General features: G+C 70.7%; 13 protein-coding genes. 4 read left to right on the forward strand and 9 right to left on the reverse strand.

The genetic code is table 11. The features are described from left to right. Positions 1–2: 2 nt before the first annotated feature. Positions 3–587: a hypothetical protein gene (locus AB0K05_RS43480; RefSeq protein ID WP_364237524.1), complete on the reverse strand. Its 585-nt coding sequence runs from the start codon at positions 585–587 to the stop codon at positions 3–5. Positions 588–653: 66 nt separating this feature from the next. Here AB0K05_RS43480 and AB0K05_RS43485 point away from each other — a divergent pair, with 66 nt between their 5' ends. Continuing rightward, entirely contained in the window at positions 654–1514 is an 861-nt protein-coding gene (locus AB0K05_RS43485; RefSeq protein ID WP_364237527.1) for an alpha/beta hydrolase, read from the forward strand. Continuing rightward, a complete protein-coding gene (locus AB0K05_RS43490) occupies positions 1514–2299 on the forward strand; it encodes a MerR family transcriptional regulator (RefSeq protein WP_364237530.1) in 786 nt (261 codons plus the stop codon). The genes AB0K05_RS43485 and AB0K05_RS43490 overlap by 1 nt, the downstream gene beginning before the upstream one ends. On the opposite strand, the gene AB0K05_RS43495 is transcribed toward AB0K05_RS43490, so the two are convergent. The 8 genes from AB0K05_RS43495 to AB0K05_RS43530 are packed head-to-tail and all read right to left on the reverse strand — an operon-like array spanning position 2284 to position 9866. Then, on the reverse strand, positions 2284–3213 hold the full coding sequence (locus AB0K05_RS43495) for an aldo/keto reductase (RefSeq protein WP_364237533.1): 930 nt from the start codon (positions 3211–3213) through the stop codon (positions 2284–2286). The two genes, AB0K05_RS43490 and AB0K05_RS43495, sit on opposite strands and share 16 nt — an antisense overlap. Further along, positions 3210–3515, reverse strand: coding sequence for an L-rhamnose mutarotase (locus AB0K05_RS43500; protein WP_364237536.1), 306 nt, complete (start codon positions 3513–3515; stop codon positions 3210–3212). The genes AB0K05_RS43495 and AB0K05_RS43500 overlap by 4 nt, the downstream gene beginning before the upstream one ends. Beyond that, complete coding sequence (locus tag AB0K05_RS43505; protein ID WP_187280961.1) at positions 3515–4513, reverse strand: ABC transporter permease; 999 nt, start codon at positions 4511–4513, stop codon at positions 3515–3517. The genes AB0K05_RS43500 and AB0K05_RS43505 overlap by 1 nt, the downstream gene beginning before the upstream one ends. After that, complete coding sequence (locus tag AB0K05_RS43510) at positions 4510–5958, reverse strand: sugar ABC transporter ATP-binding protein (RefSeq protein ID WP_364237540.1); 1449 nt, start codon at positions 5956–5958, stop codon at positions 4510–4512. The genes AB0K05_RS43505 and AB0K05_RS43510 overlap by 4 nt, the downstream gene beginning before the upstream one ends. Before the next feature lie 29 nt (positions 5959–5987). Beyond that, the gene (locus AB0K05_RS43515) at positions 5988–7016 is read right to left on the reverse strand and encodes a sugar ABC transporter substrate-binding protein (protein ID WP_271277217.1); all 1029 of its coding nucleotides are present in this window, start codon (positions 7014–7016) and stop codon (positions 5988–5990) included. A gap of 8 nt (positions 7017–7024) precedes the next feature. Continuing rightward, positions 7025–7768 (reverse strand): SDR family oxidoreductase, encoded by a 744-nt coding sequence (locus AB0K05_RS43520; RefSeq protein WP_271277218.1) that lies wholly within the window; start codon positions 7766–7768, stop codon positions 7025–7027. Next, positions 7765–9072 carry an L-fuconate dehydratase gene (locus AB0K05_RS43525; protein WP_271277219.1) on the reverse strand — a complete coding sequence of 436 codons (1308 nt, stop codon included), beginning with the start codon at positions 9070–9072 and terminating at the stop codon, positions 7765–7767. Before AB0K05_RS43525 ends, AB0K05_RS43520 begins: the two co-directional genes overlap by 4 nt. Then, positions 9069–9866, reverse strand: a complete 798-nt coding sequence (locus AB0K05_RS43530; protein WP_271277220.1) for a fumarylacetoacetate hydrolase family protein — start codon at positions 9864–9866, stop codon at positions 9069–9071. The genes AB0K05_RS43525 and AB0K05_RS43530 overlap by 4 nt, the downstream gene beginning before the upstream one ends. A 344-nt stretch (positions 9867–10210) precedes the next feature. On the opposite strand from AB0K05_RS43530, the gene AB0K05_RS43535 reads away from it, so the two are divergent. Both AB0K05_RS43535 and AB0K05_RS43540 read left to right on the forward strand, forming a co-directional pair. Further along, positions 10211–11404, forward strand: a complete 1194-nt coding sequence (locus AB0K05_RS43535) for a cytochrome P450 (protein ID WP_364237545.1) — start codon at positions 10211–10213, stop codon at positions 11402–11404. Positions 11405–11442: 38 nt separating this feature from the next. Continuing rightward, positions 11443–12062, forward strand: a 620-nt coding sequence (locus AB0K05_RS43540) for an ATP-binding protein (RefSeq protein WP_364237548.1), incomplete at its 3' end; no start/stop codon positions are given.

Genomic DNA, 12062 nt, shown 5'->3' on the forward strand with positions numbered 1-12062 from the left:
CCTCACCAGTTGTCCCATCCATGATGACCGAACCAGCGACCGCCGACGTGGCGGTATTCGTCGTCGATGGTCTCCGCCTCCGGTTCTCCATGAGGCACCATGAGGAAGCCCGTGTTGCTGTCGATGACCCATTCTTCGGTGCCGAGGTAGGCCGAGCCCGGGACCGGTTCCGAGTCGACGTAGTGCGGAGCCGAGTAGCACACGCGATACAGCCCGACCCATTCGCAGGGCGCGTCGAGCCGCGACTGCTCCTTGACCGTCGCGGCATACGCCTCCATTTCGGGAAGAGAGATCGCGAATCTCAACTGGAAAGGCGCGTCCGTGACGAGCGACAGCAACATGACCCAGACGATCAGCGGGGCTGCCAGCCATCTCCATGGGCGACCGCCGGCCTGGCCCTTCAGCGAGGCCGCGATGAGGCGGCCGATGTAGATCAGAACCAGCGGGCCCAGGACGAAGACCCCTACCAGCAAGATCTCGGCGCGATACCAGAACGGCACGCTGGCCCAGTAGAGCACGAGCAGGCACGGGGCCAGCAGCCCGATCAGGAAGACCCACCCGGGTGGCTTGGTGATCGTGAAGATCATTAGAACACCATAGTCTCGGAGGAGCCGCTTGCCCCTGACGCAGGGTCAACCCCACAGCATGGTGAGATGACCACGAAACCCACGGTGACCGAGGTCGCCGGACCGCACCGGTCGCACGGCGAGCACGACGACGGGGAGCGGGCCGAGAAGGGCGACAGGACGATGCGGCACTTCACGATCCACCACGACGGCGTCACGATCCCGGTGTCCCGGGGCGGCCGGGGACGACCGCTCGTCCTGTGCCCCGGGCTGCACTCGACGCGGGCCCACCTGCGCGAGCTGGCCGGCCTGCTGCGGCGCGACCACGACGTGGTGACCTTCGACCTGCGCGGCCACGGCTTCGCCTCGGCCGCCGGCCGGTACTCCTTCGAGGGGTTCCTGAGCGACCTCGGCGCGGTCATGGCGGAGCTGTGCCTGCCGGAGGCGCCCGTGCTGGCGGGTTACTCGCTGGGCGCCGACCTGGCCGTGCACCATGCCGCCGCGCATCCCGGCTCCGTCTCCGGGCTCGTCCTCATCGACGGGGCGAACCCGGTGCCCGAACCGTTCGTCACCGAGGCCGTCCTTCCGGCGTTCCGGGCCATGTGGGCGGATCTGGAGACGCGGCAGGAGGCCGAGAGGGGCACCGCACGCCAGGTGCTGCTCACCGCCCAGGAGACTCTCGACCTGAATCTCGAGATCGATGCCATCCGGTCCGACATCCTCGACCGATACCGGAGGATCGACGTGCCCATCAGCCTGATCATGTCCACCTCGATGGCCGGCGACGGGCCGCCGCGGTTCAACGCGAACTGGCGTGCCGGCGCCGAGCGGCTCGTCCGCGAACATCCGCACATCGCCCTGTCCTGGCTCGACGCCGACCACCAGCTGGTCTTCACCCATGCCCCGGACATCGCCCGGATCGTCCGGGATTCGACCGGCCGGGTGTGATGCTGACCATCGGCGAGCTGGCGTCGTACGCCGGGGTGACGGTCCGCGCGGTGCGGCACTACCACGCCAGGGGGCTGCTGCCGGAGCCGGAGCGGGACCACTCCGGCTACCGCAGGTACGGCGCCGACTCCGTGGTCGAGCTGATCAGGATCCGGACCCTCGCCGAGGCCGGGGTGCCGCTGGCGCGGGTGCGCGAGCTGCTGCGGGCCGGCGAGGAGGAGTTCGCCGCGGCGATCGCGGACATCGACAGACGCCTGCGGGCGGAGATCCGCGAGCGGCGGCGGCACCGCGAGCGGATCTCCCGGCTCGCCTCCGGAGACGGCCTGGCGCTGCCTCTGGAGGTGGTCGAGTATCTCGACCGGCTGCGGGCGCTCGGCGTCGACGAGCGGATCGTCCAGGCCGAGCGCGACGGCTGGATCCCGCTGGCCGCGCGCTCACCCGAGCGGGTCCCCGGCTGGATGGCGCGCAAACGGGAGCAGCTCGACGACCCTCGGCTCGCCGGCTTCTACCTGACCCTGAGCCAGGCTCTTGACCGGACCGACGACGACCCGCGGCTGGTCGAGCTGGCCGACGAACTGGCCGCCTACCTCACGCGGATGGCGGACGAGCGGGGCGAGGAGTACGTCGACGACACCGATATCGACTCGCCGCTCGCCCGGCTGATGGACACGCTGGCCTTCGACGTCGTGCCGCCGGCGCGCCGGCTGATCGCGTTGCTGGAGCAGCGGGGCTGGACGGGCTGGACCAGGCTTGAGCGCGTGCCGCCTGATCAGCGCCCCTCGTGAAGCAGGCCCTCGGCGCGCAGCTCGGACCAGAGCGCGCCGGGGACGGGCCGCTCCATCGACGCGGCGTTGGTCTCGACCTCGCCGGGCGAGCGCGCGCCGAGGACGATCGCCGCCGTCGCCGGGTGCAGCAGCGGGAAGGCCATCGCGGCCCGCGGGAGCGTCACCCCGTGGGCCGCGCACACCGAGGCGATCCGCCGGGCCCGGTCCACCAGCTCGGGCGGGGCCGGGTGGTAGTCGTAGGTGCCCGACGGCTCGGGCGTCGCGAGGAGGCCGCTGTTGAAGACCCCGGCCGCCAGCACCCGGACGCCCCGCGACGCGCAGGCGTCCAGGAGCGGCAGGCCCGACTGGTCGAGCAGGGTGTAGCGACCGGCGAGCATGACCACGTCGAGGTCCGTTTCCCGGACGAATCTCAACGGCGCCCGCCACTGGTTCATGCCGACCCCGACGGCCTTGACCACGCCCTGCGAGCGCAGTTCGGCCAGCGCCGGGTACGCCTCCGAGAGCGCCTGGTCCAGGTGGTCGTCCGGGTCGTGGATGAGCGCGAGGTCGACGCCCGGCAGCCCGAGCCGCTCCAGCGACTCCTCCAGCGAGCGGAGCACCCCGTCGCGGGAGAAGTCCCACACCCGCTCGACGTCGGCCGGCACGTCGAAGCCCTGGGAGTCACGGCCGCCCCGGGACGAGGGCACCAGCAGCCGGCCGACCTTGGTCGAGAGCACGTACCCGGACCTGCCGCGGAGCGCCGCGCCCAGGCGGCGCTCCGACAGGCCGAGCCCGTAGTGCGGTGCGGTGTCGAACAGGCGCACCCCGCTCTCCCAGGCCGCGTCGACGGTGGCGCGGGCCTGCTCGTCGGTGACGGCCGAGAACAGGTTGCCGATGGGCGCGGCGCCCAGGCCGACGCGGGGCAACGCGATCACGTCAGCTCCCAGACCAGCCGGAGACCGCCGGAGTCCTTGTCGAAGTCGCCGTCGAGGAGCCGGTTCATGCGGGCCTGCCACGCCCGGTCGGCCGGATGGTCGCGGAGCGCGGCCTGCAGCGCGGCGTAGTCGTCGACCTCGACGAAGTGGAACAGGTCCAGCCCGTCGCGGTAGATCCGCCACGAGTGCAGGCCGTGCGCGCGCATGGCCCGCTCAAGCTCCGCCGGGAGCTCGGCGTGCTCGCGGTCGTAGACCTCCTCGCAGCCGGGCTTCAGCCTGGTACGCAGCGCGAGCCGTTCCATCAGTCCTGTGCCTTCCCGCCGGCTATCCGGCTGATCATGAGGGCGAACAGGATGATGGTCCCGTAGACGACCGGCTGCCAGAAGCCCGAGACGCCCTGGAGCGTGAGCAGGTTCTGCACCAGGCCGATGACGAGCACGCCGGTGAGCGCGCCCAGGATGGTGCCCTTGCCGCCGTCCATGCTGACGCCGCCGATGACCGCCGCCGCGAACACCATGAAGATCCAGTTGACGCCCATGCCGGAGCCGATGGCGCCGAGCCGGCCCGTCTCCAGGATGCCCGCCAGCGCGGCGAGCGTGCCGCCGAGGATGAACACGCCCCACAGCACCCGGTCCACCCGGATGCCGGCGGCGCGGGCCGCGTCGATGTTGCCGCCGATCGCGTACAGGGACCGGCCGACCCGCAGGTAGGCGAGCCCGGCGATGCCCGCGGCGAACAGCGCGCCGGCGATCCAGATCGAGGCCGGCAGGCCGAGCCAGACGGCGCCGCCCAGGTAGAGCATCGACTCGGGTAGCTCGAACAGCGTCTTGCCCTCGGTCGGGCCCAGGTGCAGGCCGTGCACGATGATCAGCATGGCGAGCGTGACGATGAACGCCGACAGCTGGAACTTGATGATCAGGAACCCGTTGAACGCCCCGATCGCGGCCCCGATGAGCAGGCAGAGCGGGATCACCAGCACGGCCGGCAGCCCGATGCCGAGCCCTCCGGCCGACACCGGCACGACCAGGAGCACGGCCAGGGCCGGCGCCATGCCGACGGTCGACTCCAGCGACAGGTCGAACTTGCCGGAGATCAGGATCAGCGCCTCGGCCAGCACCAGCAGCGAGATCGCGGCCTGCTGCTGGAGGACGTTGGTCAGGTTGCCGGCCGTCAGGAAGACCGGGTCCAGGAACGCGCCCACGATCAGCAGGAGCACGATCACCGGGACCAGCGTCAGGTCCCGGAACCTGGCCAGCCTGAGCCGGGGCACGGCCGGGGTCAGTGCGGTCGGTGTGGTCACTCTTCGATGCCTTCCATCACGGCCACGAGTTCGTGGTCACTCCAGCCACGCGGCACGTCCTTGACGACCCGTCCGTGGAACATCACCAGGACGCGGTCGCAGATCCGCAGGTCGTCCAGCTCGTCGGAGACGAGCACGGCGCCCGCGCCCCGGTCGGCCGCGTCCTCGACGGCGCCGAGCAGCGCCTGCTTGGCCTTGACGTCGACGCCCGCGGTCGGGTTGATCACGACCAGCGCGTCCGGGTCGTCGGCCAGCGCCCGGGCGAACACCACCTTCTGCGCGTTCCCGCCGGACAGGTCGCCGACGGGCTGGTCGGGCCCTTCGGTCTTGATGTCCAGGTCCTGGATCATCCGTACGGCACGGGCGCGGCGTCTCGCGGGTGAGACGGCGCCGAGCCGGCCCAGCTTGTGCGCGATCGACATCGTCCCGTTCTCGGCCACGGACAGCAGTGGCACGAAGCCCTGGTGGTGGCGGTCCTCCGGGACGAACCCGAGCCCGGCGGCGAGCGCGGCCGGGACGTCGCCCGGCCTGACCGCCCGGCCGTTCACGGTGACGGCGCCGGTGTCGGCCCGGCGCAGGCCGACCAGGGTCTCGGCGAGCGACACCTTGCCGCTGCTGCCTGACCCGGCCAGCCCGACGACCTCGCCTGACCGTACGGACAGCTCGACGTCCTGGTAGCGGCCGGCGAGCGAGAGGCCGGACGCGGCCAGCACCACCGCCTCGCGCGGGGTGCGGGCGCGGGCCTGGTAGGCCGCGGTCGCCTCCCCGGTCATGGCGTCGACCAGCTCGTCGTGCGGCAGGTCGGCGACGGGTGAGGTCATGATGTGCCGGGCGTCGCGGAAGACCGTGACGCTCTGGCAGATCTCGTAGACCTCGTCCAGGTGGTGCGAGATGTACATCATCGTCACGCCCTGCCGGCGCAGCGCGCGCATGCGGTCGAACAGCCGCTCGATGGCCGGACCGTCCAGGCGCGCGGTCGGCTCGTCCAGGATGATGAACCGCGCGCCGAAGGAGAGGGCGCGGGCGATCTCCACGAGCTGCCGCTGCTCGACGCCGAGGTCCCCGGCCAGCGCCCCCGGGTCGACGTCGACCTCGTACGTGTCGAGCAGTTCGCGCGCCCTGGCCCGCAGCGCCCGCCAGTTGATGAGGCGGCCCTCGGTCTGGCGGTTGAGGAACAGGTTCTCGGCCACGGTCAGGGCGGGGATGATCGTGGACTTCTGGTAGACGCAGGCGACCCGCTGCCGCCAGGCGTCGCGGTCGGCGAGGGCGGGGGCGGGCTCTCCCGCGAACCGCACCTCGCCCTCGTCGGGCCGCTGGAGCCCGGTGAGGATCGACACCAGCGTGGACTTGCCGGCGCCGTTCCTGCCGACGAGCGCGTGGGTCTCGCCCTCCGCGATCGAGATGCCCGCTCCGTTGAGCGCCGTGGTCGGGCCGAAGCGCTTCACGACATTTCGGGCTTCAACGTGATAAGTCATCACTTGACCTGGTTGCCCCAGAGGGTCTGGTCCTCGACGTTGTCCTTGGTGACCAGCGGCGCGGGAAGCTGGTCCTCAAGGCCGTTCGGCAGCTCGATGATCGTGCTGTCGTGGTCCGTCGCGCCCGGCTGGAACGTCTTGCCCTCCAGCGCCGCCTTGGCGTAGTAGAGCGCGTACTTCGCGTACAGGTCGGCCGGCTGCGAGATGGTGGCGTCGATCTCGCCCTTGCGGATCGCCTCGAACTCCTGCGGGATGCCGTCGTTGGAGATCACGACCACATGCTTGGGGTCGTCGGGCGGCAGCAGCAGGCCCTTCTGCTTGAGCACCTGCAGCGTCGGGGCCAGGTGCACACCGCCCGCGTGCATGTAGACGCCCTTGACGTCGGGGTGCTGCTCCAGCCGGGTCTGCAGCATGGACGCGGCCTTGCTGCCCTCCCACTCGGTGGGCTCGTCGAAGACCGTGATGCCGGGGAACTTGGTCTTCATGCACTCGCCGAACGCCTCGGCCCTGTCGCGCCCGTTGATCGAGCTGAGCGCGCCCATGAGCTGCACGACCTTGCCCTTGCCGCCGAGCCGCTCGCCGAGGAACTCGCAGGACTTGGTGCCGTAGGCGCGGTTGTCGGCCCGGACCACCATGTAGACCTTGCCCTTGTCGGGGCGGGTGTCGACGGTGACGACCGGGATGTTCTTGTTCTCCAGGTTCTGCAGGGTGCTGGCGATGGCGCCGGTGTCCTGCGGGGCCATGACGATCGCCTTGGCGCCCTGGCCGATCAGCGCCTGCACGTTGTTGACCAGCTTGGCCACGTCGTTCTGCGAGTTCGTGGCCGGCATCAGCTCGACACCGAGCTCGCCCGCCATCTCGGGGACGTACTTGATGTAGGAGTTCCAGAAGTCGGAGTCGGCGCGCGGGTGGTCGATGCCGACCTTGCCGCCTTCCCCTCCCGCTGCCGGGGTCGTGGTGGCGTCCGAACCGCACGCGGCGAGGGCGGCGACGAGGGCCGCGCAGGCGGCCAGCGGCTTGAGCTTCATCAGGGGGGTTACCTTTCTGGATGGTGCGGGCGGAGCCTCAGCCCCTGCATGCCGCCGTCCACGGCCAGGGCCGTGCCGGTGGTGGAGCCGGACTCGGGGCCGGCCAGATACGCGATGGCGGCGGCGACCTCTTCGGCGCTGACCAGGCGGCCCATCGGCTGCCTGGCTTCCAGCGCCGCCCGCTCGGCCGCGGGGTCGTCGGCGGCGTCGAGCAGCCGGGCGACCCAGGGGGTGTCGGCGGTGCCCGGGTTGACGCAGTTGACGCGGATGCCCTCGTGGATGTGGTCGGCGGCCATCGCCAGCGTGAGCGACAGCACCGCGCCTTTGGTCGCGCTGTAGAGGGCCCGCATAGGGAGACCGGCGGTGGCCGCGATCGAGCACGTGTTGACGATCGAGGCGTGCTCCGACCTGCGCAGGTACGGCAGCGCGGCCCGGCTGACGCGGACCATGCCGAACACGTTCACGTCGAACACCCGGCGCCACTCCTCGTCCGGGTTGTCCTCGACCGTGCCCTGGGCGCCGATGCCGGCGTTGTTGACGAGCACGTCGACGCCGCCGAGCCGGTCGGCCGCCTCGGCGACGGCCCGGCGCACCGCGGCGTCGTCGGCGACGTCGGCCGCGATGCCGATCAGCGGCTCGCCGGGCGGGTTCAGGTCGAGGCAGGCGACCTTCATGCCCCGCCCGGCGAGCAGGGTGGCGGTGGCCAGGCCGATGCCGGAACCGCCGCCGGTCACGATGGCTCTCAGGTTCACGTGTTCCTCCAGACCTCTCCGCCGGGGTAGGTGTGGGCGGCGATCGACTCGGCGTGCATCTCGGAGCTGAAGCCGGGCGCCGACGGGGCTCGGTAGCGGCCGTTCTCGATCACCACCGGGTCGGTGAAGTGCTCGTGCAGGTGGTCGACGTACTCGATCACCCGGTTCTCCATGGTCCCGGTGACGCTCACGTAGTCGAACATCGACAGGTGCTGCACCAGCTCGCACAGGCCCACGCCGCCGGCGTGCGGGCACACCGGCACCCCGAACCTGGCCGCGAGCAGCAGGATCGCGATGTTCTCGTTGACGCCGCCGACCCGGGCGGAGTCGATCTGCAGGTACGAGATCGCGCCGGCCTGCAGCAGCTGCTTGAACACGACGCGGTTCTGCACGTGCTCGCCGGTGGCGACCGGGACGGGTTTGATGCCCTCGGCGATGGCGGCGTGGCCGAGCACGTCGTCGGGGCTGGTCGGCTCCTCCACCCAGTGCGGGCCGAACGGCTTGAGCGCGGTCACCCACTCGATGGCGGAGGCGACGTCCCAGCGCTGGTTGGCGTCGACGGCGATGGGATAGTCGGGGCCGCACACCTCGCGGGCCACGGTGAAGCGGCGCACGTCGTCGGCGAGGTCGGCGCCGACCTTGAGCTTGATCTGGCCGAAGCCCTGGTCGAGCGCCTCCTGGCAGAGCCGGCGCAGCTTGTCGTCGTCGTAGCCGAGCCAGCCGGGCGAGGTGGTGTAGGCGGGGTAGCCGGCGCTCTTGAGGTGCTCGATGCGCTCCCGCTTCCCGCTTTCCGCATTTTTCAGGATCTGGAGGGCCTCGTCCGGCGTGAGCGCGTCGCTCAGATACCGGAAGTCGACGAGCTCGACGATCTCCTCAGGCGTCATCTCGGCCAGCAGCAGCCAGAGCGGCTTGCCCGCCCGCTTGGCCTTGAGGTCCCACAGGGCGTTGACCACGGCGGAGATCGCCATGTGCATGACGCCCTTCTCCGGCCCCAGCCAGCGCAGCTGCGAGTCGTAGACCATCTCCTTGTAGAGCGCGCCCAGGTCCTCGGCGTCGCGGCCGATCACGTACGGCTCCAGCGCGGAGATGGCGCCGGTCTGCACGTCGTTGCCGCGCCCGATGGTGAACGCGAACCCGTGCCCGGCGTACCCGTCGTCGGTCCTGAGCACCACGTAGGCGGCCGAGTAGTCGGGGTCGGGGTTCATCGCGTCGGAGCCGTCGAGCTCCCGCGAGGTCGGGAAGCGCACGTCGTGCGTCTCCATCGCGACGATCCGGTACGAGCCCGCGCCCTGTGTCGTCGTCATGCCTGACCCACCGTCTGCCGCTGCCGGCCGAGGCCCTCGATCTCCAGCTCCACGACGTCACCGGCCCGGAGGTAGGGCTGGCCGGGCATGCCCATGGCGACCCCGGCCGGGGTGCCGGTGTTGATGAGGTCGCCGGGCTCCAGCACCATGAAGTGGCTCAGGTAGCGGACGATCTCCGCCACGTCGAAGATCATGTCCTTGGTGGAGCCGTCCTGCCGCCGCTCGCCGTTCACCCAGAGCCGCATCGCCAGGTCTTGCGGGTCGCCGACCTCGTCGGCGGTCACCAGCCAGGGGCCGAGCGGGTTGAAGGTCTCGCACGACTTGCCCTTGTCCCATTGGCCGCCCCGTTCGAGCTGGAACTCCCGCTCGGACACGTCGTTGGCCACCGCGTACCCCGCCACCGCGTCGAGGGCCTCCTCCCGCGACTCCAGGTAGCGGGCGCGCCTGCCGATCACGACGGCCAGCTCGACCTCCCAGTCGGTCTTCACGCTGCCGCGCGGCACCAGCACCTCGTCGTACGGCCCGACCATGGTGTCGCTCGCCTTCATGAAGACGACGGGCTCGGCGGGCGGCTCGGCGCCGGACTCGGCGGCGTGGTCGCGGTAGTTCAGCCCGATGCACACGATCTTCCCCGGCCGGGCGACGGGGGCGCCGACGCGCAGGCCCCCGGCGTCGGCGACGGGCAGCGTGCCGCGCTCCAGGGCCTCCCGCACGCGCGCCACTCCGCCGGAGGCGAGGAAGGCGCCGTCGATGTCGGGCTCCCCGATGTCGCGGAGGTTACCGTCGGCATCCATCGCCACCGGTCGTTCCTGGCCTACGGGTCCTACTCGCAGCAGCTTCACACCGCGTCCTTCAGTCATACATCGGATGTCTCGCCTCCCGATGCTGAAGGCGGCCTCGGGTGCGTGTCAAGAGCCTCACGCTGGTTAAATCCGATCCGTGACCTGAGGGTCCGGCCCGCCGCGCTCTGACTGCCCGCCGCACGGAACAGGAGAAACATCGGAGGACATCACAGGCTTACGCGCAGGTGAAACAGCCGTTACAGGTTGACCGGCCGCTTTCCCGTCAACTTGACGGCCGTACAGACGCGTAATAGAACCCGTTTCAGCAGGGTTTCGCGAAGTGTTCGATCAAGAGGGTGAGCCGGGTGCACATCGACCTCGTAGACCAGGACCGTTACGCTGACGCGGGCCCCCCGCACGAGCAGCTCGCCTGGCTCCGGGAGCACGATCCGGTTCACTGGCACGAGGGCGAGCCGGGATTCTGGGCCGTCACCCGCCACGAGGACGTGGTGCACGTCTCGCGCCACTCGGAGCTGTTCTCGTCGGCACGGAAGCTGGCCCTGTTCAACGAGATGCCCGAGGAGCAGCGGGCGCTGCAACGCATGATGATGCTCAACCAGGACCCGCCCGAGCACACCCGCCGCCGCTCCCTGGTCAACCGCGGCTTCACGCCGCGTGCCATCGGCGCACTCGAACAACACATCCGCGACATCTGTGACGACCTGCTGGACCAGCTCGGCACCGAGGCCGACTTCGTCACGGAGGTCGCCGCCCCCCTGCCGCTCTACGTGATCTGCGAGCTCCTCGGCGCCCCCGTCGAGGACCGTGACAAGATCTTCAACTGGTCCAACCGCATGATCGGCGCCCAGGACCCCGACTACGCCGCCTCCCCGGAGGAAGGCAGCGCCGCCGCCGCCGAGGTGTACGCCTACGCCAACGAGCTGGCGGCCAAGCGCCGCGCCAACCCGCGCGACGACATCGTCACCAAGCTCCTGCAGACGGACGAGAACGGCGAGACGCTGTCGGAGGACGAGTTCGACCTGTTCGTCCTCCTGCTGGTGGTGGCCGGCAACGAGACCACCCGCAACGCGGCCTCCGGCGGCATGCTCGCCCTGTTCGAGCACCCCGGCCAGTGGGACCGCCTGGTCGCCGACCCCTCGCTGGCCGCCACGGCCGCCGACGAGATCGTCCGCTGGGTCTCCCCCGTCAACCTCTTCCGCCGCACCTCCACCAGGGACCAGACGCTCGGCGGCAAGACCATCAAGGAGGACGACAAGGTCGTCGTCTTCTACTCCTCCGCCAACCGCGACACCTCGATCTTCCCGGACGCCGACGTCTTCGACATCGGCCGCAACCCCAACCCGCACATCGGCTTCGGCGGCGGCGGCGCCCACTTCTGCCTGGGCAACCACCTGGCCAAACTGGAGCTCCGCGTCCTCTTCGAACAGCTCGCCCGCCGCCACCCCCGCCTCCGCCAGACCGGCCCCGCCCGCCGCCTGCGCTCCAACTTCATCAACGGCATCAAGGAACTCCCGGTCGCCATGAGCTGACGACGTCCGCGACACAGGGGTGGTGACAGTATGTGACCATGCGACCACCCCCAGCGAAGACCTTCAACACCGCCGGTCCGTGTGACCCCCGGCTTCACTACATGATCCCGCCCACGCCGCGGCTTCCCGAGGCGCGGGCGCTGATCGACCTGGACCGGTACTTCGTGGTCCACGCGCCCCGGCAGACCGGCAAGACGACCGCGCTGGAAGCCCTGGCGTCCGAGCTGACCGCCGAGGGTGACACCGCCGCCCTGATGTTCTCCTGCGAGACCGCCAAGGCCGCCGGCGAGGACGTCGCCCTCGCGGAGTCGCTGCTGCTGGATTCCCTCCGCGACGCCGCCGAGTGGTCGGGATGGCCGGAGGAGCTGCTGCCGCCGGATCCCTGGCCGCACTCCTCTCCCGGCAGCCGGCTCCGTGCGGCGTTGCGTGAATGGTGCCGCCGCAGCCCGCGCCGGGTGGTGCTGCTCCTGGACGAGATCGACGCCCTCCAGGGCAACAGCATGATCAGCATCCTCAGTCAGCTCCGTGACGGTCACAACTCGCGGCCGAAGGGGCGTCCGTTTCCCGCGTCCGTGGTGCTGTGCGGGCTGCGCGACGTGCGTGACTACAAGGTCGCCTGCGGCGGCGACGCCGACCGGTCGAACCCGATCAGCCCGTT

Origin of the sequence: Nonomuraea sp. NPDC049486, from assembly GCF_040676925.1 — a bacterium.
Taxonomy (GTDB): Bacteria; Actinomycetota; Actinomycetes; order Streptosporangiales; family Streptosporangiaceae; genus Nonomuraea; species Nonomuraea ferruginea.